Raw genomic sequence first — 20,291 nt, 5'->3', positions numbered from 1 at the left:
TCCGTTAGAAGGAGGCGGAATACAATGGTCATCTAAACGATTTAAAAAAGCAAAAAATTCTTTAAATCGATTAATTATATGATTTTATTGATATTTTCTTCATTTTGCTCTTGCTCTTTGGAGGAAACCATGGCTAGCGTTCGGCCAATTGTTAACATGATCCAAAGGATAGCGCGTCATGGAGCATCACGGAGTTCATAACCCGTCAAACGGCATCGAAGCCCTCGGTCTGGTTGGTGCTCAACGCGTCAACTATAACCTGAACGAGAGTGAGCTTTATGAAGCGGCTCTGCGCAATGGTGAAGCTGAGTTGACGGTGGATGGAGCTTTGCGCGCTGTGACCGGTCAACACACAGGCCGCTCTCCAAAGGATAAGTTCGTGGTTCGTGACACGACGACGGAAGGCAAGATCTGGTGGGATAACAACAAGCCGTTTTCGCCAGAGCATTTCGAAATCCTGAAGAAGGACATGCTGGCTCATGCTGCTGGCAAGACGCTTTATGTGCAGGACTTGATTGGCGGTGCCGATAAGGAAAATGCGCTGCCGACACGCGTTGTGACCGAACTTGCCTGGCACGCGTTGTTCATCCGCAATCTTCTGATTCGCCCGGACCGTTCGACGCTTGCGAGCTTCCAGCAAAAGTTGACCATCATCAACCTGCCGAGCTTCCGTGCAGATCCAGCCCGTCATGGCTGCCGTTCGGAAACCGTGATTGCCTGCGATCTCGCCAACGGTCTCGTTTTGATCGGCGGAACTTCCTACGCAGGTGAAAACAAGAAGTCGGTCTTCACTGTTCTCAATTACCTGCTGCCGGAAAAAGGCGTTATGCCCATGCACTGCTCCGCCAATGTTGGCCCGCAGGGTGATTCGGCTGTGTTCTTTGGTCTATCCGGCACCGGCAAGACCACGCTTTCTGCTGATCCGAACCGCACACTTATCGGCGACGACGAGCATGGTTGGGGCGAAACTGGCATCTTCAACTTCGAGGGTGGCTGCTATGCCAAGGCCATTCGTCTTTCCGCAGAGGCCGAGCCGGAAATCTACGCTGCGACCCGCCGCTTCGGCACCGTTCTCGAAAATGTCGTTATGGACGAAAACCGCGTTCCGAATTTCGACGATTCGTCTTTGACCGAAAACACCCGTAGCGCCTACCCGCTGCACTTCATTCCGAATGCGTCTGCCACCGGCATTGCACCGCATCCGAAGACGATCATCATGCTGACGGCAGATGCCTTCGGCGTCATGCCGCCAATTGCAAAGCTCACACCTGAGCAGGCCATGTACCACTTCCTCTCCGGCTATACGGCTAAGGTTGCCGGTACGGAAAAGGGCGTTACTGAGCCAGAAGCCACCTTCTCGACGTGCTTCGGCGCACCTTTCATGCCTCGCCACCCGACAGAGTACGGCAACCTGCTGCGCGACTTGATTGCGCGTCATGAGGTTGATTGCTGGCTGGTCAACACTGGCTGGACCGGGGGCGCTTATGGCACGGGCCGCCGTATGCCGATCAAGGCGACACGCGCTCTGTTGACGGCGGCCCTCAACGGCGAGCTAAAGAAGGCCGAATTCCGCACGGACGCAAACTTCGGGTTTGCGGTTCCTGTGAATGTGCCGGGCGTGGAGACCTCTATCCTTGATCCTCGCTCCACTTGGGCGGATGGCGGTGCCTACGATGCGCAGGCGAAGAAGCTAGTTTCGATGTTCACGACTAACTTTGCCAAGTTCGAAGATCACGTGGACAGCAAGGTGCGCGATGCAGCGCCGGGTCTTCTGGCTGCTGCCGAATAAGCATTACTCGGAACACAGACAGCCGCCGGTGCGTTGCGCCCGGCGGTTTTCTTTTTGCATTCTCTGTGGAATAGAAGGCCACGGAGAAAATCATGGCCAGCGACCCCCTCATCATCAACAGCCGACTGACCCTTGCCGGATGGGAACTGACGGAGCAATTCGTGCTGGCTGGCGGTCCGGGCGGTCAGAACGTCAATAAGGTGTCGACAGCCGTTCAACTGTTCTTCAACCTGATGAGCTCCCCTTCCTTGCCGGATCGCATCAAGGAAAACGCCGCTAAGCTCGCCGGACGCCGCCTTTCCAAAGAGGGAGTTCTGATTATCGAGGCCAATCGGTTCCGGAGCCAGGAACGCAATCGAGAGGATGCTCGGGAGCGCTTGAGGGAACTTCTTTTGGAGGCTGCCAAACCGCCACCGCCACCGCGTCGCAAGACGAAACCGAGCAAAGGCGCTATCGAGCGCCGCTTGAAGGAAAAGTCGGGCCGCTCGGAAGTCAAGAAGATGCGAGGCCGTCCAGACGGAGAGTGAATCATGGCAGTCATTCGTCTACCGCTCGACATTGAACATCATCCTGGAGCACTTGACCGGGACGCACAGCAGCAACTGGTAGATGTCATTCGCGAGATTGTCAGCGAAGCACCGCTTTACACGCCTGTGATGCCGAAGACCGGAAAGCCTATGTCAGTGCGGATGACGAATTGTGGGTTGCTTGGCTGGGTGACTGATAAGGACAAGGGCTATCGGTATCAGGAAACGCATCCGGTAACCGGCAAGCCGTGGCCTGAAATGCCACAGCAACTGTTTGATCTCTGGGCGATCTACGCCAAAAGCAGCAAGCCCCCGGAAGCATGTTTGATCAATTTCTATTCCGATGACGCCAAGATGGGCCTTCACCAAGACCGCGATGAGCAGGATCTTGAAGCGCCAGTGCTTTCGATCTCCCTCGGCAATAGTTGCCTGTTTCGCATCGGCGGGCTGGAGCGCGCAGCGAAAACCAGTTCTGTGAAATTACAAAGCGGTGATATCGTCGTTCTGGGCGGGGAGGGAAGACTGGCTTTTCACGGCGTGGATCGAATTTATCCAGGTACATCGACGCTTCTAAAAAACGGCGGCCGTATAAATCTCACCCTAAGACGGGTCAATCGCTAACGATCTGTTTCTATTGTCAGCGATGGATCGCTTACAATTTACGAAGCGCAACCGTCTCGACCAAGTGGTTACTACCCTTGCGTAGGATAAGGTCGGCGCGAGGACGTGTCGGCAGAATGTTCTGGCGGAGGTTCTTGAGGTTGATGTTTTGCCAGAGGCCCTCGGCAATATCCAAGGCTGCCTGTTCATCAACGGTTGCGTATCGGTTGAAATAGGAGCTTGGATCGCGAAACGCCGTTTCGCGCAAACGCATGAAACGCTGCACATACCAATTATGGATGAGGTCTTCCTCAGCATCGATATAGATCGAAAAATCGAAGAAGTCCGAGACCATGGGTACGGCAGTGCCATCCTCTGGCAATGTGCGGGACTGGAGCACGTTTATGCCCTCAAAAATCAGTATGTCCGGCCTGTCCACGATGCTGAAGTCATCGGGCAGGACATCGTAAGTGAGGTGTGAATATCTCGGCGCCTTTACGTTCGGCTTGCCCGCCTTGATCGCGGAAAGAAAGCGAAGCAGCGCACCAATGTCGTAGCTTTCAGGAAAGCCCTTCCGCTCCATCAAGTTATCGCGCTTCAGGATAGCATTCGGAAATAGAAATCCGTCCGTCGTGATAAGGTCAACCTTGGGGCTCGATGGCCAGCGTTTGAGAAGTTCTTGCAGAATACGGGCCGTGGTCGATTTGCCGACCGCCACCGAGCCAGCGATGCCGATGACAAATGGTGTCTTCACCTGATCGGAAAGGCTCAAGAACCGATTTCGCTGCTGAAACAGTAGCTGCGAGGCTTCAACATGGGCCGAGAGCAGGCGCGAGAGAGACAAATAGATGCGCCTGACTTCATCCAGATCGATGGGATCATGCAGCGAGCGCAGCCGCTTGACCTCATCTCCCGTCAGGGTGAGAGGCGTATCAGCGCGGAAGCGAGCCCATTCTTCGGAGCGGAACAGAAAGAAAGGAGAGTAACTGCTGTCCGTCGAGGGTATATCCGCTTCAATGGGCTGGCTGGCGATCGTCATGCTGGCTTTCGGTTCGCCTTTTCCTGCAGGCCCGATTGGGCCGTTCGGCGTTGAAGTTCATCCAATACATCCTGTAGCGGAATATCGGCAATCTTCAATACGACCATGAGATGATAGAGAAGATCAGCTGCCTCTGACGTAAGGTCGTTCCTATCGCCCTGGATTGCTGCGATAACGGTTTCTACCGCTTCTTCGCCCAGTTTCTTGGCCGCCCGTTCCTGTCCGGCAGTATAGAGTTTTGCGGTCCAGGATTGCGCTGGATCGGCCTGGGCGCGTTCCGCAACAATCGATTCCAATTGGTTGAGGGTAAACTCGCTCATTCACGCACCCTCGTCCAGCCGCATGGCAATGCCGTGCTCAGACATATAGCGCTTGGCCTCACCAATCGAATAGGTGCCGAAGTGGAAAATCGAGGCGGCCAGAACGGCGGTTGCATGGCCTTCCTTCACGCCAGCAACCAGATCATCCAGATCGCCGACGCCACCTGAGGCGATGACCGGCACGCGTACGGCATCCGCAATCGAGCGCGTCAGACCGATATCGTAGCCGCTTTTGGTGCCATCGCGGTCCATCGAGGTGACGAGAAGCTCGCCCGCACCGCGTTCGACCATGCGGATCGCAAACTCCACCGCATCAATGCCAGTCGCCTGGCGCCCACCGTGGGTAAAGATTTCCCAGCGAGGTGCTTCACCGTCTGTGGAGGCGCGCTTTGCATCGATCGAAACAACGATACATTGATTGCCAAATTTGTCGGCTGCTTCCGCCACGAAATCCGGGTTTTTCACCGCAGCTGAATTAATCGACACCTTGTCGGCACCGGCAAGCAAGAGCTTGCGGATATCGCTGACCGCACGCACGCCGCCCCCGACGGTGACGGGCATGAAGCAATGTTCCGCCGTTTGGGCCACAACGTCGAAGATCGTATCGCGATTGTCCGATGAGGCGGTGATGTCCAGAAAACAAAGCTCATCAGCGCCCGCCAAATCATAGGCCTTAGCAGCCTCTACCGGATCACCAGCGTCAATCAGGTCAACGAAGTTGACGCCTTTCACTACGCGACCGTCCTTCACGTCGAGGCAGGGAATGACACGGGCCTTGAGGGTCATGCCTTTTCTCCCTTGGCAGCGCGGATCAAAGCAAGAGCCTCGGCAGGGTCAATCCGACCATCATACAAAGCGCGGCCGGAAATGGCCCCTCCAAGACGGGCAGCGTCGGGCTGAAGCATCCGCTTGATATCCTCCAACGAGGCCAAGCCGCCAGATGCAATGACGGGGATGGAAACGGCCTCTGCCAGTTCCAGCGTTGATGTCCAATTGATACCCGTCAAAATACCGTCGCGGTCGATATCGGTGTAAACAATGGCTGCGACACCGGCACCTTCAAACTTCTTCGCAAGTTCAATAACGCCGAGCTCGGAGGCTTCTGCCCAGCCTTCAACCGCAACCTTGCCGCCCTTCGCGTCGATTCCAACGGCGACCTGACCTGGAAACTTTTGGCAGGCTTCGATGACTAGAGCGGGATTACGAACGGCAACGGTGCCGAGAATGACGCGAGCCAGACCACGGCTCAACCAAGCCTCGATATGCTCAAGCGTTCGAATGCCGCCACCCAATTGCACGGGATTTTTCGTGGCCTTCAGGATTGCATCAATGGCAAAACCGTTGCGGCTCTCACCGGCAAAAGCGCCGTCGAGATCGACGACATGAAGCCACTCAAAACCCTGATCTTCAAAAGCCTTGGCCTGTGCTGCGGGATCGGGATTGTAAATGGTCGCCTGATCCATATCGCCCAGCTTCAGCCGAACGCATTGTCCATCCTTTAGGTCGATTGCGGGAAATAGGATCATGTTCAGGGCTTCCAGCGGAGGAAATTGGCGATCATGGCAAGGCCGAGCTTCTGGCTCTTTTCCGGGTGGAACTGAGCACCTGCCGTGTTTTCATGGGCAACAAAGGCTGTCATCGGGCCACCGTAGTTAGTGGTGGCAATGACATCTTCCGAATTGGTGGCCGCCAAGTGATAGGAGTGGACAAAATAGGCGTGCAGACCATCAGGCCCCGTGGGAATGCCTTCAAATAGCGGATGAGGGTGGTGGAGGGTCAGCGTATTCCAGCCAATTTGCGGGATTTTGAGGTTCGGATCCGCAGGCGTCATTTCGCATACATCACCGGAAATCCAGTCCAAACCATTGGTGGTTTCCTTCTCAAGCCCGCGGGTAGACATCAGCTGCATACCGACACAAATGCCGAGGAAGGGACGACCCTTCGTCTTTACAGTGTCCATCAGCGCGTCTTCCATACCGGAAACTGCAGCAAGCCCCCTGCGGCAATCGGCATAGGCACCCACCCCCGGAAGAACGATCCGATCTGCCGCAGCAACGGTTTCGGGGTGATCGGTGAGATCGATCTGAGCGTCGAGACCCGCTTCGCGCGCTGCGCGTTCAAAAGCCTTGGTGGCCGAGCGAAGATTGCCCGAACCGTAGTCGATGATTGCCACCCGCATCAGTGCTTTCCTATATCGAAGAGACCCAAAGCCGGCGCAGACCCCTGAAGGGCCGGCTTTACAGCACTGCGCTGCGACCAATCCGGATTTGGAACTGTCTGTGGCTGAACCCGTCCTGCGGGACCAGAAAAATAGATTTGCTCAGCAGTAGAGAGATCGGGTGCGGTAACGACGGAATCAAGGGTCCAGCCGCGCTTCACCAGGCGACGCACCACCAGCTGACGGCCTTCAAGCCCAACTAGAATTCCTAGCGCTATTTGGGCACAAAAGCCTGTCCAGAAAAACCCTGGCCATTCCATCAGGCTACCAGCAAACATCTGCACGGCGAAAACGATAATTCCCCACAGCCAGCACCGTTGCAACAGCAACCAGGGGCCGGGAAAGACGAACGCCGCCCAGACCATCTTATCCGCAATAAAGCGTGTGGTGCGATGGTCGGTTGTCGGGCCGCCGGGAGGCAGTAATACGAGAAAACTCTTCAAGAGCCCTCCTGCGAGACTTAGACGAGCGTGCCCTTCGTGGAAGGAACGCGTCCGGCCTGCCTCGGATCAATTTCGGTTGCCGTTCTCAGAACACGGGCCACTGCCTTGAAGCAGGTTTCCGCGATATGATGGCTGTTAGCACCGTAATGATTGAGAACATGCAGCGTAATGCCAGCGTTCTGCGCGAGGGCCTGGAAGAATTCGCGAACAAGTTCCGTATCGAACGTGCCGATCTTGGGAGATGTGAAGATGACGTTCCAAACGAGGAACGGTCGACCCGATAGATCGACTGCCGCCTTGGTCATTGTTTCATCCATGGCGAGATCGAGCGAAGCGTAACGGGTGATGCCTCGACGGTCTCCAAGAGCCTTCGAAATGGCCTGGCCGATAGCGATGCCGGTATCTTCCACGGAATGATGATCATCGATATGCAGATCACCCTTGCAATCGATTTCCATGTCGATGAGCGAATGTCTGGAAAGCTGTTCCAGCATATGATCGAAAAAGCCGATGCCTGTCTCGATCTTCGAGGTGCCGGTTCCATCCAGATTGACACTGACGGAAATCGACGTCTCGTTGGTCTTGCGCGATATGGAAGCGCGGCGTTCGCTCATTTTCTCACCCGTCCTGAACACGGAAAACTGAACGCTGCTTATCAGTGACACCGCTGCCGTGCAAACGATTCCGAATGTATGGCGAACAAGTCTTCGGCCATTTGCAATCGCAAACGACGCACTTACATGAGAGCCAACGGTCGGAATAAGCCGGCAATTTGGTAAGTCCGTCAGAGCGGACGACAGGTGTAGATATGACGACAATCATTACCGTGCGCAAAGGCGGCAAGGTGATCATGGCAGGAGACGGTCAGGTCAGTCTTGGCCAGACCGTCATGAAGGGCAATGCGCGCAAGGTTCGGCGTATTGGCAAGGGTGAGGTGATTGCTGGATTTGCAGGCGCGACCGCAGATGCTTTCACACTGCTGGACAGGCTTGAAAGAAAGCTGGAGCAATATCCCGGGCAGTTGATGCGCGCTGCCGTAGAGCTTGCCAAGGACTGGCGCACCGACAAATATCTGCGCAACCTCGAAGCCATGATGCTGGTGGCCGACAAGCAGATCACACTTGCCATTACCGGCAACGGCGATGTTCTGGAGCCTGAGCATGGCACAATCGCCATCGGTTCTGGCGGCAATTACGCTTATGCCGCTGCCCGCGCCATGATGGATAGCGACAAGAGCGCGGAAGAGATTGCCCGTCAGGCGCTCGATATTGCCGCAGAAATTTGCGTCTATACCAACCACAATCTCGTGGTTGAGACTTTGGACGCCGAGTAATTTCCTTCAATCAACAGGGTCCCTGCGACCGGGCTTGATGAGCCGGTGCAGTTGAGACGCCAAGAGGATGACATGACGACTTTTTCTCCAAGAGAGATTGTTTCCGAGTTGGACCGTTACATCATCGGTCAGCACGAAGCGAAGCGCGCCGTTGCCATTGCGCTTCGCAATCGCTGGCGTCGTCAGCAGCTGGATGAAAGTCTGCGCGACGAAGTGATGCCGAAAAATATTCTGATGATCGGGCCAACGGGCGTCGGCAAGACGGAAATCTCGCGCCGCCTGGCAAAGCTCGCCGGCGCGCCCTTCATCAAGGTTGAAGCCACGAAGTTCACCGAAGTGGGCTATGTGGGCCGTGATGTGGAGCAGATCATTCGCGATCTCGTTGAGATCGGCATTGGCCTTATCCGCGAAAAGAAACGGGCGGAAGTTCAGGCCAAGGCCCATGCCTCGGCGGAGGAACGTGTTCTGGATGCACTGGTGGGTTCCACCGCTTCGCCTGCCACACGTGAAACATTTCGCAAGAAGCTGCGCGCTGGCGAGCTGGATGACAAGGAAATCGACATTGAAGTTGCCGATACCGGTGCCGGGATGCCAGGCTTTGAAATTCCGGGTATGCCAGGTGCCAATATTGGCGTGCTGAACCTATCGGAAATGTTTGGCAAGGCCATGGGAGGACGCACGAAGAAGGTGCGCACGACCGTTTCCAAATCTTACGGCGAATTGATCCGGGATGAATCCGATAAGTTAATTGATAACGAAGTCATTCAGCGTGAAGCCGTTCGGGCGGTCGAAAACGATGGCATCGTGTTCCTTGATGAAATCGATAAGATCGCGGCGCGTGATGGCGGCGTGGGTGCTGGCGTTTCCCGCGAAGGCGTTCAACGAGACCTGCTGCCACTGGTGGAAGGAACGACGGTTTCTACGAAATACGGCCCGGTAAAGACGGATCATATTCTTTTCATCGCATCCGGTGCCTTCCATGTGGCCAAGCCCTCGGATCTTTTGCCGGAACTTCAGGGCCGTTTGCCCATTCGCGTTGAGTTGAAGCCGCTTTCCAAGGAAGATTTCCGCCGTATCCTTACGGAAACAGAAGCGAGCCTGATCCGACAGTACAAAGCACTGATGGAAACCGAGCAACTCTCGCTCGACTTCACGGAAGATGCGATTGATGCGCTGGCCGATGTGGCGGTGCACCTCAATTCGTCGGTTGAGAATATCGGGGCTCGACGTCTGCAAACCGTGATGGAACGGGTATTGGATGAAATCTCATTCAATGCTCCTGACAGGTCTGGAAGCTCGGCGATGATCGATGCCGGCTACGTGCGTGAGCATGTTGGAGACATCGCAGCCGATACGGATCTCTCCCGCTACATTCTTTGAATTTGCAAAAAGGGCCGTGGCAAGGGTGCAACGGCCCTTTTGCACCGTACGATCACTGACAGTTAATTGAAGGCTGTGGGCTCGACTCCGCAGCCTTTAATTCAGTATGGGTCACCTAAATCATGTCGATGGCGACAATTACGTGTGATTCGCTGCCGCGACATCAGCCGAGTGAAAGCCCTAACAACCACATCCTAGGATAGTCGATCTTGAAGCGCGCCGTTCTTGCCTTGCTCATGGTTTTTGCCTGGAGCCTTCCTTTCGCGGAAGCTGCCAGTCTGACGGTTGTGCCGCCCGGTAACCGTAACGCAGAGCAACCGCGCATTCCCGGCGCTTCGGTTCGCCGCACGCGTGAGGGTCGCACGACCTTTGACGACAAGTATGAGAAGATCCGTGATCTGTTGGCAGGCGATCGCGCATTGATCTCCAAGATCAAGCAGACGGCACAGCGGTATGACATCGATCCTATTCACATTATTGGGGCGATTGTCGGGGAACACACTTACAACGTCGATGCTTATGATCGCCTTCAATCCTATTATGTGAAGGCTGCGGCCTATGCGGGCGACAACTTCCGCTTTGGCTATAAAGGCGAGTCTGTCGATCAGTTCACGTCGCGCAGCCAGTTCGACAAATGCGACCGCTTCAGTGATTCCTATCGCCTGTGGTCCTGCCGTGAGGCGGTGTGGGAGCAGGCGTTTCGCGGCAAGACCGTGGATGGCAAGTCTTATCCCGATGATCGGTTCAGCGCCGTCTTCTTCCAGCCATTTTATGCCGGTCAGACCTTTGGCCTTGGACAAATCAATCCGCTGACGGCTTTGATGCAATCAGACATGGTGGCTGCCAAATCCGGCTATCCCAAGCTCGAGCCATCCGATGCGCAAGGCGTCTACAAAGCCATCATGGACCCGGACAAGACGCTGGCCTATATGGCCGCGACCATCCGCCGCTCCATCGATGACTATGCAGACATTGCTGGCATGGATATCTCGAAAAATCCTGGTATCACGGCGACACTCTATAACGTAGGCAACTCCGCTAGCCGTGCAGCAGCCCTTGCCGCCCGCAATCGCAATGGTGCGGGCGCGTTGCCGGAAGAAAATTACTACGGCTGGTTGGTCAATCAGAAGCTGTCCGAATTGAAATCGCTTCTTTGAGTGCTGATATAGAGGTCTGTTAATCTCTTTGGAGAACAGGCCCATGGATATGCGACCGGAACCCTTCGAACCACCGGCACCGCAGCCGCGCACCACGATTCCGTCACGTCTCGATATCATCAGGACGGTGTTCCGCAATCCGCTGGAACTCTGGGGCGAACCCTCCTACACGCTTCCGTGGATCGACTCGAAGTTCTTTTCAGAACGTACCTTGATCATCAACGATCCGCGTCTGATCCGCTATGTGTTAGTGGATAATGCCCAGAACTACGAGATGTCGGAAATCCGCCAGCTTATTCTGCGGCCAATTTTGCGCGATGGCCTTCTGACGGCAGAGGGGCCGGTGTGGAAACGCTCTCGCAAAGCCATGGCACCCGTGTTCACGCCACGTCATGCCAAGGGCTTTGCAGGCAAGATGCTGGCGAAATCCGAGGAATTTCTTGAAAAGTATGAGGATGTGGGCAGGCAAGGACGTAGCTTCGATATTTCCGTCGATATGACGGAGCTGGCCTTCGCCATCCTGTCTGAAACTCTGTTTTCCGGCGACATCGTAACCACCAGCGATAACTTTGCCGATGATGTCGATGATCTTCTTCATCGCATGGGACGAGTCGATCCTATGGATCTTCTGCGAGCACCTCCCTGGGTGCCTCGCATAACGCGGATAGGCGGCGCGAAGGTGCTGGGCAAATTTCGCGAAATCGTTCGCTTGACGATGGAGCAGCGCAAGAACCAGATGCGACAGGATCGCGCCAACACGCCGGATGATTTTTTGACGCTCCTATTGGAGCTGGATGGTCCCGATGGGCTGACGCTTGATGAAATCGAAGACAATATCCTGACTTTCATCGGTGCCGGGCATGAGACGACGGCGCGAGCGCTGGCTTGGACGCTCTATTGTCTCGCCCATGCGCCACAGTTTCGTGAGCTTATGGAAGCCGAGATCGACAGCGTGGTCGAAAGCGGTGCCGAGCCTGTGGAATGGCTCGATCGGATGCCTCACGTGAGGGCCGCCTTCGAGGAGGGAATGCGGCTTTATCCACCTGCTCCATCCATCAACCGCGCCGCCATCAAGGATGATAGCTGGACCAGCCCGGCTGGTGAAAGGGTGCATATCGCGGCGGGAACGACAATTCTGGTTATGCCGTGGACGCTGCATCGCCATCAACTCTACTGGGAAAAGCCACGCGCCTTCATCCCTGAGCGTTTCCTGCCGGAACACCGAGGAAATATTGACCGCTTTCAATATCTTCCCTTCGGTGCGGGACCGAGAACCTGTATCGGCGCAACTTTTGCCCTTCAGGAAGCGGTCATTGCCTTGGCGGTTCTGATGCGAAAGTTCCGTTTTGATGCAGTAGCAGATTTCAAACCCTGGCCGGTTCAGCGCCTGACCACGCAGCCGAAGGACGGGCTTCCGATGCGGGTTTCCGCACGCTCATCTTGAGCCATCCCACCAATGCCGCATTGACTAAGCCCCTCCATCGCGCAAGAACCGCAACATAAGCGAATGATGGAGGACGCCGATGAGCCGAATCGATGTGAACGGATTAGCAATGGATGAGACACTTCACCGGTTTCTGGTGGAGGAAGCCTTGCCGGGCAGTGGCGTCGATCCAGAGCGTTTCTTTGCGGAATTCTCCAATATCGTGCATGAGCTTGCGCCCAAAAACCGTGAACTTCTTGCCAAGCGCGATGCGCTCCAGGAGAAGTTGGACGAATGGTATCGCAAGAACGGTTCACCCTCTGATCTTGCAGCCTATGAGAGCTTTCTGAAGGAGATTGGCTATCTCCTGCCAGAAGGGCCGGACTTCACGGTTTCGACTGAGAATGTCGATGCCGAGATCGCGACCATCGCGGGTCCCCAGCTGGTCGTTCCGGTGATGAATGCGCGATATGCTCTCAATGCCGCTAATGCGCGTTGGGGTTCTCTCTACGATGCTCTTTATGGAACCGACGCTATTTCGGAAGCCGACGGTGCCGAGAAGGGCAGGGGCTATAATCCGGTTCGGGGCGCGAAGGTCATTGCCTGGGCGCGCAACTTCCTTAATGAATCGGTGCCTTTGCAAGACGGTGAATGGACTGATGTCACCGGCTTCTCAGTAAGTGATGGATCGATTCACGTGAAACGCGGGGAGCAAATAACCTCACTTTCCGATCCTCAGCAATTTGCCGGCTACAAGGGGGCCGCATCAGCTCCAACGAATGTGTTGCTGCGTCGCAATGGGCTGCATATCGAACTCAGAATCGATGCTTCCACGGCTATCGGCAAGGATGATCCCGCCCATATTTCCGATGTCTGGGTGGAATCAGCCATCACGACAATCATGGACTGCGAGGATTCGGTAGCCGCTGTGGACGCGGAAGACAAAGTTGTTGTTTACCGCAACTGGCTGGGCCTGATGAAGGGCGACCTTCAGGAAGAGGTGACAAAGGCGGGCAATACATTCATTCGAGCGCTTAACGCGGATATTTCCTTTACCGCGCCGGATGGCTCAGCAGCCGTGCTTCCAGGCCGCTCGCTGATGCTGGTTCGCAATGTCGGGCATTTGATGACCAATCCCGCCATTCTAGATCGTGACGGCCGCGAAGTGCCGGAAGGCATCATGGATGCCATGATCACTGCCTTGATCGCCCTTTATGACATTGGACCGAATGGTCGCCGCATGAATTCACGCGCTGGTTCCATGTATGTCGTGAAGCCAAAGATGCATGGGCCCGAGGAAGTGGCTTTCGCCTGTGAGATTTTCTCTCGCGTGGAAAAGGCGCTCGGCATGGCTCAGAACTCCATCAAAATGGGGATCATGGACGAGGAGCGGCGCACGACGGTGAACCTCAAAGAGGCGATTCGCCAGGCAAAGGATCGTGTTGTCTTCATCAATACCGGCTTCCTGGATCGCACGGGTGACGAAATTCACACCTCTATGGAAGCGGGCCCGATGATCCGAAAGGGCGACATGAAGCAGGCGGCGTGGATCTCCGCCTACGAAAACTGGAATGTCGATATCGGTCTTTCCTGCGGTCTTTCCGGTCATGCGCAGATCGGCAAGGGCATGTGGGCCATGCCTGATCTGATGGCGGCAATGTTGGAGCAGAAAATCGCGCATCCCAAGGCTGGGGCGAATACTGCCTGGGTTCCGTCGCCTACGGCTGCCACCCTTCACGCCACGCATTACCACAAGGTCAACGTGGCGGAGGTTCAGGACGAGTTGAAATCTCGCCCTCGCGCCAAACTGTCCGACATCCTGTCCGTCCCGGTTTCATCGCGGCCAAATTGGACGGCAGAAGAGGTTCAGCGCGAATTGGACAACAATGCACAGGGCATTCTTGGCTATGTCGTGCGTTGGGTTGACCAGGGGGTCGGCTGCTCCAAGGTGCCGGACATTAACAATATCGGCCTGATGGAAGATCGTGCGACATTGCGCATTTCCGCTCAGCACATGGCCAATTGGCTGCATCACGGGCTGGTGACGGAACAGCAGATCATTGAAACCATGAAACGTATGGCGGCTGTGGTGGATAGTCAGAATGCAGGTGATTCGGCTTATCTGCCTATGGCTGGACGTTTCGATGATTCGGTTGCATTCCAGGCGGCCCTCGAATTGGTTCTAAAGGGTAGGGAGCAGCCAAACGGCTATACGGAGCCGGTTCTTCACCGTCGTCGCCTTGAAGCCAAGGCTAAGATGAAAAAGGCATAATTCCTCTCGACTGATTTACTCTATTGAGGAGGGCGTCGATGCAGTCGTATCGACGCATTTTTCCTGAGGTCGATCAAAACCGGTTTTATATCAGAGAGAAACGAAAACGGCGCACCGATGGCGCGCCGTTGAAGAGACTGATGTCAGCCGTAATTATTGGATCACGACAACCTTGGTTGCACGGCCCGGACGGACACGGCTGTAAAGGTCGATCACGTCCTGGTTCATCAGGCGAATGCAGCCAGAAGAGGCAGCGGTGCCGATGGAAGCCCATTCAGGGGTGCCATGGAGACGGAACAGCGTGTCCTGGCCCTTTTCATTAAACAGATACATGGCGCGAGCCCCAAGCGGGTTATGGGGACCGGGCTCCATACCCTTTTCGACATAGCGAGCCACATCGGGACGACGCTCCGCCATTTCCTTCGGCGGATGCCACATAGGCCATTCCTGCTTCCATGCAACATAAGCTTCACCGGACCATGCAAAGCCCTGCTTGCCAACGCCGATGCCATAGCGAACAGCCTTGCCGTTCGGCAGGATGTAATAAAGGAAGCGCTCGCGCGTGTTCACGATGATCGTGCCAGGACGCTCTTTGCTATCGAAATCCACGATCTGACGCTGGAACTTCTTATCCACCCTGTTAATCGGAATGGCGGGAAGCGCGTAGCCAGCATCCGTTACAGGGCCGTAGGCATCCGTAAAGATCTGATTGGTTTCTGTGCGAACGGCAGCGACCTTGGTTTCAGGGTTTGTGCCGGAGGAGGTCGTGGAGCAGCCGGCCAAGGCAAGAATGGAAACCAGGCCGGACGCGATCATGCTGGTGCGGATGCGCATGGATTTCTCTTGGACTAGGGGTGTATACGGCAGCGTTGAAAGCCGCCTCTGATTGAGGTTTATTGAGGGAATGCCAAGCTTGGCAAGGCCATGAGCGGGTTGAACTCTTCGCGGTTGCACAAATGAAATGAGGCATGGCCTTTTTGCAACAGATGCTACTGCGGATGAGCGCTATCTCCACTCACAACCTCGGCTCTGTCACTTCAAGGGAATGTCTGAAAATCCCCGCAAATTCGCGCTATGCACCGATGTACCCACATGATTCGCGCTCATTTTGCCTGCCAAAGGCAGAGAGCGGCAATTGGGAAGATAAGAATGACGCTTGTGAATATAGGGTCGGCCAGCCCACTCATTGATGGACGCCAATCGCAGCGGGCCATGATGGTGCGCCGAGGCGTGCAAATTTTATTGAGCGAAATGCGCCATGCCGTCCTGCCGGAATTGACGCTCGCCAATGGCCGGCGCGCGGACCTGATCAGCCTTTCACCAAAGGGGGAGATCTGGATCATTGAGATCAAGACCTCCATCGAGGATTTTCGGACAGATAAGAAGTGGCCAGATTATCGCGATTTTAGTGATCGCCTGCTTTTCGCAACCCATGCGGATGTGCCGCTGGACATTTTTCCAGAAGAGTGCGGACTTCTGGTATCCGATGGTTATGGCGCCTATGTTATGCGAGAGGCACCAGAGACGAAACTATCACCGGCTACGCGCAAAAGCGTAACACTCAGTTTCGGCCGTATAGCTGCCCAACGCTTGTTGGCTGCGGAATGGGCCACAGGCCGCAGCTTTGAGGACATGGAATAGGATCGTTCAGCGTGGTGCACGTTTGGCAAGAATGCGCTGAAGTGTGCGGCGATGCATATTCAGACGCCGTGCGGTTTCAGAGACATTTCTCTCACACATCTCGTAAACCCGCTGAATATGTTCCCAGCGGACGCGATCTGCCGACATCGGGTTTTCCGGCACATCAGCCTTTTCTCCTGGCCTTTGCGTCAAGGCAGCGAAGACATCATCCGCATCGGCGGGTTTTGAGAGATAGTCGACCGCTCCTAGTTTCACCGCTGTGACAGCCGTGGCGATGTTGCCGTAGCCCGTCAGGACGATAACGCGCGTGTCTTCTCGACCGCTGCGGATTGCTTCGATGATGTCCAGGCCATTTCCATCACCCAAACGGAGATCCACCACGGCAAATTTTGGAGGCCTTGCTTTGGCCTTGGCGATGCCCTCCGCGACGGATTCCGCAGTTTCCACTTGAAAGCCTCGGCTCTCCATGGCCCGGGCAAGACGCCGCAGGAATGGCACATCGTCATCAACAAGGAGCAAGGAGGCATCGGGACCAATGTCCATTTCGGAGCCGGCTTGCTCGAGCGCCTCCATATTATTCACATCCATCTTCATTCTCCTTAGATCATTCCTCACATTCTTATACGAGCTTCGACCTGATTTAGCTCAAACGCGGCCCTTGATATCCATTGCATCGCGTGGCCACAGGATCGTGATCTTTGCGCCGCTAGCGCCCGTTGCGCGGTTGGTGAAGGTCAGTTGTGCGCCCGAACGCTCCAGAAGCGTTTTAGCAATGAAAAGACCAAGTCCCAAGCCGCCCGCGCGTTCATCCTGCCGGCTCCTGGAGGACATATAGGGTTCGCCAATATGGGTTAAAACATCCGGAGCGAAGCCTGTTCCATCATCTTCGATCGTTATGGAAACGATGGAAGCCGTATGCTCCACGGTGATTGTCACCGTTTCACGGGCGAAATCGACAGCGTTTTCGATGAGGTTGCCTAATCCATACATGATTGCGGCGTTGCGCGCGCCTACTGGTTCGCTGGATTTCTCGCCCTTTTCGACCAGCACAAGTTCAATTCCGAATTGGCGGTGAGGCGCAATGACTTCCTCCATAAGGGAAGAGAGCGGCAAGCGGCGAAGGTGGTCCTCACCTTCTGCCGAAAGAGAGGTTAGCCTGCGCAAGATATCGCGGCAGCGCTCGCTCTGGCTTCTGAGAAGCGCCACATCCTCTCCGAACTTCTCGTCATTCTTCAGTTCACGCTCCATCTCCTTTGCAACGACGCTGATGGTTGCCAAAGGGGTACCCAATTCATGCGCTGCCGCCGCTGCCAGCCCATCCAACTGGGAAAGGTGCTTTTCGCGCTCCAGGACCAGCTCTGTCGCCGCAAGGGCATCGGCCAATAGCGTCGCCTCCATGGAAACACGGTAGGCATAGAAGGCTGCGAAAACCATCATGGAAATGATAGCGCACCAGAAGCCAAGTTGAAGGAATGGATGCACCACCAGTGTCTCTCCCTCATGCCAAGGCACCGCGTAAGGCGTAATCGAAAGCGCTGTCGTGCAGATCATCGCAAAGGCAAGCAGACACAAGGAGTAGCGCAGGGGAAGCGATGCGAAGGATATAATGACCGGAACGCAGAGGAGGGCGGCAAATGGGTTAGCTAATCCACCCGTCATGAACAGCAGACTTCCCATCTGCAAGAGATCGAAGCCCAACAACGCCAAAGCTGCTCCCGGCTGTAGACGATGGGTGGGAGGATAGCGTAACGCAAGTACGAGGTTCACCACAGCCAGCGCCACGATCAGCAGGCCGGTTTCCAGCACGGGCATCTGGAAATGGAGAACGACCGTCACGATAAATACGGTCAGTGTTTGCCCTGCGACTGCAAGCCAACGAAGCCAGATCAGAGTTTGAAGCCGAAGGCTGCGATTGCTGCGGCCAAAGCGAACATGGCGTATGGAAGTGGTTTCCATTTTCAGGTGCCTCTAGGCTTGGCTCTGTGCGTCGGTGCCGCATTTGCCGGATCTTCTGGCCACGGGTGCTTGGGATAGCGACCCCGCATATCGGCCCGCACGTCTCTCCAGGAACCGGCCCAAAAGCCAGGAAGATCGCGCGTTGTCTGGATTGGCCGATGAGCTGGCGAAGTCAACTCCAACAGTAGCGGCAATTTGCCACCGGCGACAGAGGGATGCGTTTTCAGGCCGAAGAGTTCCTGCACGCGAATGGAGAGAACTGGCTCCTCACCATCATAACGAACAGGATGCCTCTGGCCTGTTGGTGCTTCGAAATGGGTCGGTGCCATGCGTGCAAGATCATGCCGCACTTCAAACGGAACCAGCGATTTCAACCCTTCCATAAGGCTGCCGGCATCGACGCTGGCGAGACTGGTTCGTCCGGTCTGGAAGGGAGTGAACCATTCCTCCAGCCGAGCGATGAGACTTTCATCATCCACTGCGGGCCATGGCTCACCCACCGTCCTATGAAGAAAGCCAATGCGGTCCCGCAGCTGTTCAGCCTCCTTTGTAAAGGAAAGCACGCTTAGGCCGAGTTGCCGCACTCCATCTGCCAATCCTGTCGCCGCTGCCGCGCCTGTGGGTCGGGCAAGGGGAGATTCCTCCAGCATGAGCGCGCCTAGCCTCACGACAGATCGCGCGCGAACTTGTCCGCTCTGCGGCTCAAAAAAGCTTTCGGCACCTCTTTGAATTGCGTGGGTCAATTCCGACTCAATATCCTGCCTGGTTACTTCCGCTGCGGCGAGGACCCGTCCTTGGGCTGCACGTCCGGTCAAATCTGCGATGACGAGGTGGCGTGCTGCTGCCAATCTCTCTGTTTCTGGAATCTCCGCACCTCTGCCATTGGCCATGACAAATCGTCCGCGCGCGCCTCGTTGTATGGCCACACGATCTGGATAAGCATGCAAAAGAAGCTGGCCAGCCGTGAGGGAGGTCGTTTGGTCCATCGGCTTTCCAAGTGATTCAGCCATACGTCGCGCCAAACCACGCGCAGCTTCTGCACGCTCACCTTTCTCGTAGCCGAACTGGCGTAGCCTCGCATCGAGATCAATATCGTTGCCCCCAAGCCCCTGCTCAGTCATCAGGATAGCAAGACGAGCGGCGAGCAGAGCTTGCCCTTGCTCTGAACCCTTGATGACCATGGCAGCAAGACGCGGCGGGAGCGCGAGGTCGCGGATGCGTTTGCCAAGCGAGGTCAGGCTGTCTTGTTCATCCAATGCACCCATCATCTTGAGAAGCTGACGTGCCTCTGCCAAGGCGGCGGGCGGCGGCTGATCAAGGAAGTGAAGGGTAGATGGATCGCGCACCCCCCAATGGGCGAGGTCGAGTGCGAAACTTGAAAGGTCGGTTGCCAGAATTTCGGGCGGTGTAAAAGCAGGCAAGGACGCAGTCTGGCCCGAATGCCACAGCCGAATGGCTATGCCCGGTTCCGTTCGTCCTGCGCGACCCGCTCTTTGATCTGCGGAAGCGCGGGACACTCGCACCGTTTCCAGCCGTGTGATGCCGGTGGATGGCTCATAAACCGGGAGACGTTGAAGACCGCTGTCGATGACAATTCGAACGCCATCAATCGTGATCGAGGTTTCCGCAATGGATGTTGCTAGAACCACCTTACGCCGGCCTTCAGGAGCCGGTTTGATCGCCAGATCTTGTTCGCGTTGCGAAAGCGCACCATAGAGGGGTGCAAGAACTACATCTTTTGGGAGGCTAACCGCCAGCTTATCAGCTGTTCGACGAATTTCAGCCTGCCCTGGCAGGAAAGCGAGAATCGATCCCGGCTCTGAATCAAGCGAGCCCCAAACTGCGCGGGCAACAGTTTCTTCAATTCGTTCCTGCGCGTTACGCTCACGGTGGAGAATCTCGATGGGGAAGGCGCGGCCCTCGCTTCGCACCACGGGCGCTTGATCCATAAGGTGTCCGATGCGCTCGACATCCAGCGTTGCGGACATGACTATGATGCGTAGATCGTCCCGCAATGCGGATTGACTATCAAGCGCCAAAGCCAGGCCAAAATCTGCGTCCAGAGACCGTTCGTGAAATTCATCGAATAGCACGACCGATATGCCGCCCAGTTCAGGGTCCTCCAGAATCATCCGGGCAAACACACCTTCAGTCACCACCTCAATGCGGGTTGCAGCCGAAATTCGGTTGTCC

General features: G+C 55.8%; 20 protein-coding genes (1 of these 20 only partly in view). 9 read left to right on the top strand and 11 right to left on the bottom strand.

Features of this window, described 5'->3' with window-relative positions; translation table 11 throughout:
• The first annotated feature begins 178 nt into the window (after positions 1-178).
• The 3 genes from AC0JZ1_RS17595 to AC0JZ1_RS17585 all read left to right on the top strand — a co-directional run bounded on the left by AC0JZ1_RS17595 (position 179) and on the right by AC0JZ1_RS17585 (position 2,937).
• On the top strand, positions 179-1,789 hold the full coding sequence (locus AC0JZ1_RS17595) for a phosphoenolpyruvate carboxykinase (RefSeq protein WP_471883743.1): 1,611 nt from the start codon (positions 179-181) through the stop codon (positions 1,787-1,789).
• Between the two features lie 92 nt (positions 1,790-1,881).
• Positions 1,882-2,316 (top strand): alternative ribosome rescue aminoacyl-tRNA hydrolase ArfB, encoded by a 435-nt coding sequence (gene arfB, locus AC0JZ1_RS17590; RefSeq protein ID WP_471883742.1) that lies wholly within the window; start codon positions 1,882-1,884, stop codon positions 2,314-2,316.
• A gap of 3 nt (positions 2,317-2,319) precedes the next feature.
• On the top strand, positions 2,320-2,937 hold the full coding sequence (locus tag AC0JZ1_RS17585; protein WP_471883741.1) for an alpha-ketoglutarate-dependent dioxygenase AlkB family protein: 618 nt from the start codon (positions 2,320-2,322) through the stop codon (positions 2,935-2,937).
• A gap of 31 nt (positions 2,938-2,968) precedes the next feature.
• Here AC0JZ1_RS17585 and coaA read toward each other — a convergent pair whose 3' ends face one another.
• From coaA to hisB, 7 genes are read right to left on the bottom strand one after another with little or no spacing between them, the layout of a single operon-like run.
• Entirely contained in the window at positions 2,969-3,955 is a 987-nt protein-coding gene (gene coaA, locus AC0JZ1_RS17580) for a type I pantothenate kinase (protein WP_471883740.1), read from the bottom strand.
• Positions 3,952-4,275, bottom strand: a complete 324-nt coding sequence (locus AC0JZ1_RS17575; protein WP_471883739.1) for a phosphoribosyl-ATP diphosphatase — start codon at positions 4,273-4,275, stop codon at positions 3,952-3,954. Before AC0JZ1_RS17575 ends, coaA begins: the two co-directional genes overlap by 4 nt.
• Positions 4,276-5,061 carry an imidazole glycerol phosphate synthase subunit HisF gene (gene hisF / locus AC0JZ1_RS17570; RefSeq protein ID WP_471883738.1) on the bottom strand — a complete coding sequence of 262 codons (786 nt, stop codon included), beginning with the start codon at positions 5,059-5,061 and terminating at the stop codon, positions 4,276-4,278.
• On the bottom strand, positions 5,058-5,801 hold the full coding sequence (gene hisA / locus AC0JZ1_RS17565; RefSeq protein WP_471883737.1) for a 1-(5-phosphoribosyl)-5-[(5-phosphoribosylamino)methylideneamino]imidazole-4-carboxamide isomerase: 744 nt from the start codon (positions 5,799-5,801) through the stop codon (positions 5,058-5,060). The genes hisF and hisA overlap by 4 nt, the downstream gene beginning before the upstream one ends.
• A 2-nt stretch (positions 5,802-5,803) precedes the next feature.
• Positions 5,804-6,454, bottom strand: coding sequence for an imidazole glycerol phosphate synthase subunit HisH (gene hisH, locus AC0JZ1_RS17560; RefSeq protein ID WP_471883736.1), 651 nt, complete (start codon positions 6,452-6,454; stop codon positions 5,804-5,806).
• A complete protein-coding gene (locus AC0JZ1_RS17555) occupies positions 6,454-6,936 on the bottom strand; it encodes a DUF2628 domain-containing protein (protein WP_471883735.1) in 483 nt (160 codons plus the stop codon). Before AC0JZ1_RS17555 ends, hisH begins: the two co-directional genes overlap by 1 nt.
• Before the next feature lie 17 nt (positions 6,937-6,953).
• Positions 6,954-7,550, bottom strand: a complete 597-nt coding sequence (gene hisB / locus AC0JZ1_RS17550) for an imidazoleglycerol-phosphate dehydratase HisB (protein WP_471883734.1) — start codon at positions 7,548-7,550, stop codon at positions 6,954-6,956.
• Positions 7,551-7,744: 194 nt separating this feature from the next.
• Here hisB and hslV point away from each other — a divergent pair, with 194 nt between their 5' ends.
• The 5 genes from hslV to AC0JZ1_RS17525 all read left to right on the top strand — a co-directional run bounded on the left by hslV (position 7,745) and on the right by AC0JZ1_RS17525 (position 14,501).
• Complete coding sequence (gene hslV, locus AC0JZ1_RS17545; RefSeq protein WP_471883733.1) at positions 7,745-8,269, top strand: ATP-dependent protease subunit HslV; 525 nt, start codon at positions 7,745-7,747, stop codon at positions 8,267-8,269.
• A 72-nt stretch (positions 8,270-8,341) separates the two neighbouring features.
• The gene (gene hslU, locus AC0JZ1_RS17540; protein WP_471883732.1) at positions 8,342-9,649 is read left to right on the top strand and encodes an ATP-dependent protease ATPase subunit HslU; all 1,308 of its coding nucleotides are present in this window, start codon (positions 8,342-8,344) and stop codon (positions 9,647-9,649) included.
• Between the two features lie 236 nt (positions 9,650-9,885).
• Positions 9,886-10,806, top strand: a complete 921-nt coding sequence (locus tag AC0JZ1_RS17535; RefSeq protein WP_471883854.1) for a DUF1402 family protein — start codon at positions 9,886-9,888, stop codon at positions 10,804-10,806.
• Between the two features lie 43 nt (positions 10,807-10,849).
• Positions 10,850-12,250 (top strand): cytochrome P450, encoded by a 1,401-nt coding sequence (locus tag AC0JZ1_RS17530; RefSeq protein WP_471883731.1) that lies wholly within the window; start codon positions 10,850-10,852, stop codon positions 12,248-12,250.
• A gap of 79 nt (positions 12,251-12,329) precedes the next feature.
• On the top strand, positions 12,330-14,501 hold the full coding sequence (locus AC0JZ1_RS17525) for a malate synthase G (protein WP_471883730.1): 2,172 nt from the start codon (positions 12,330-12,332) through the stop codon (positions 14,499-14,501).
• A gap of 153 nt (positions 14,502-14,654) precedes the next feature.
• On the opposite strand, the gene AC0JZ1_RS17520 is transcribed toward AC0JZ1_RS17525, so the two are convergent.
• Positions 14,655-15,335 carry a L,D-transpeptidase gene (locus AC0JZ1_RS17520; protein WP_471883729.1) on the bottom strand — a complete coding sequence of 227 codons (681 nt, stop codon included), beginning with the start codon at positions 15,333-15,335 and terminating at the stop codon, positions 14,655-14,657.
• Positions 15,336-15,650: 315 nt separating this feature from the next.
• Between AC0JZ1_RS17520 and AC0JZ1_RS17515 the strand changes: the two genes are divergently transcribed.
• Positions 15,651-16,142 carry an MmcB family DNA repair protein gene (locus tag AC0JZ1_RS17515; protein WP_471883728.1) on the top strand — a complete coding sequence of 164 codons (492 nt, stop codon included), beginning with the start codon at positions 15,651-15,653 and terminating at the stop codon, positions 16,140-16,142.
• A gap of 6 nt (positions 16,143-16,148) precedes the next feature.
• Here the strand turns inward: AC0JZ1_RS17515 and AC0JZ1_RS17510 are convergent, their stop codons facing one another.
• The 3 genes in view from AC0JZ1_RS17510 to hrpB are tightly spaced (at most 57 nt apart) and all read right to left on the bottom strand, a layout consistent with a single transcriptional unit that may run on beyond the window.
• The gene (locus AC0JZ1_RS17510) at positions 16,149-16,730 is read right to left on the bottom strand and encodes an ActR/PrrA/RegA family redox response regulator transcription factor (protein ID WP_471883727.1); all 582 of its coding nucleotides are present in this window, start codon (positions 16,728-16,730) and stop codon (positions 16,149-16,151) included.
• 57 nt (positions 16,731-16,787) lie between these two features.
• A complete protein-coding gene (locus AC0JZ1_RS17505; RefSeq protein ID WP_471883726.1) occupies positions 16,788-18,098 on the bottom strand; it encodes an ActS/PrrB/RegB family redox-sensitive histidine kinase in 1,311 nt (436 codons plus the stop codon).
• 2 nt (positions 18,099-18,100) lie between these two features.
• Positions 18,101-20,291 carry the 3' portion of an ATP-dependent helicase HrpB gene (gene hrpB, locus AC0JZ1_RS17500; RefSeq protein WP_471883725.1) on the bottom strand. It continues 272 nt past the right edge of the window, so the window shows 2,191 of its 2,463 coding nt (coding positions 273-2,463); the start codon falls outside the window, past its right edge; the stop codon is at positions 18,101-18,103.

It is taken from the genome of Affinirhizobium capsici, from assembly GCF_977018625.1.
The sequence above is the reverse complement of the archived record's forward strand: the minus strand, read 5'-3'. Positions and strand labels throughout refer to the sequence as shown.

Coding starts and splice junctions, on each gene's coding strand:
- AC0JZ1_RS17515 (WP_471883728.1), top strand. CDS start 15,651: ATGACGCTTGTGAATATAGGGTCGGCCAGCCCACTCATTGATGGACGC.
- AC0JZ1_RS17525 (WP_471883730.1), top strand. CDS start 12,330: ATGAGCCGAATCGATGTGAACGGATTAGCAATGGATGAGACACTTCAC.
- hisB (WP_471883734.1), bottom strand. CDS start 7,550: ATGAGCGAACGCCGCGCTTCCATATCGCGCAAGACCAACGAGACGTCG.
- hisA (WP_471883737.1), bottom strand. CDS start 5,801: ATGATCCTATTTCCCGCAATCGACCTAAAGGATGGACAATGCGTTCGG.
- AC0JZ1_RS17530 (WP_471883731.1), top strand. CDS start 10,850: ATGGATATGCGACCGGAACCCTTCGAACCACCGGCACCGCAGCCGCGC.
- AC0JZ1_RS17510 (WP_471883727.1), bottom strand. CDS start 16,730: ATGGATGTGAATAATATGGAGGCGCTCGAGCAAGCCGGCTCCGAAATG.
- hslU (WP_471883732.1), top strand. CDS start 8,342: ATGACGACTTTTTCTCCAAGAGAGATTGTTTCCGAGTTGGACCGTTAC.
- AC0JZ1_RS17535 (WP_471883854.1), top strand. CDS start 9,886: ATGGTTTTTGCCTGGAGCCTTCCTTTCGCGGAAGCTGCCAGTCTGACG.
- hslV (WP_471883733.1), top strand. CDS start 7,745: ATGACGACAATCATTACCGTGCGCAAAGGCGGCAAGGTGATCATGGCA.
- AC0JZ1_RS17585 (WP_471883741.1), top strand. CDS start 2,320: ATGGCAGTCATTCGTCTACCGCTCGACATTGAACATCATCCTGGAGCA.
- AC0JZ1_RS17520 (WP_471883729.1), bottom strand. CDS start 15,335: ATGCGCATCCGCACCAGCATGATCGCGTCCGGCCTGGTTTCCATTCTT.
- coaA (WP_471883740.1), bottom strand. CDS start 3,955: ATGACGATCGCCAGCCAGCCCATTGAAGCGGATATACCCTCGACGGAC.
- hisH (WP_471883736.1), bottom strand. CDS start 6,454: ATGCGGGTGGCAATCATCGACTACGGTTCGGGCAATCTTCGCTCGGCC.
- hisF (WP_471883738.1), bottom strand. CDS start 5,061: ATGACCCTCAAGGCCCGTGTCATTCCCTGCCTCGACGTGAAGGACGGT.
- AC0JZ1_RS17505 (WP_471883726.1), bottom strand. CDS start 18,098: ATGGAAACCACTTCCATACGCCATGTTCGCTTTGGCCGCAGCAATCGC.
- AC0JZ1_RS17595 (WP_471883743.1), top strand. CDS start 179: ATGGAGCATCACGGAGTTCATAACCCGTCAAACGGCATCGAAGCCCTC.
- arfB (WP_471883742.1), top strand. CDS start 1,882: ATGGCCAGCGACCCCCTCATCATCAACAGCCGACTGACCCTTGCCGGA.
- AC0JZ1_RS17575 (WP_471883739.1), bottom strand. CDS start 4,275: ATGAGCGAGTTTACCCTCAACCAATTGGAATCGATTGTTGCGGAACGC.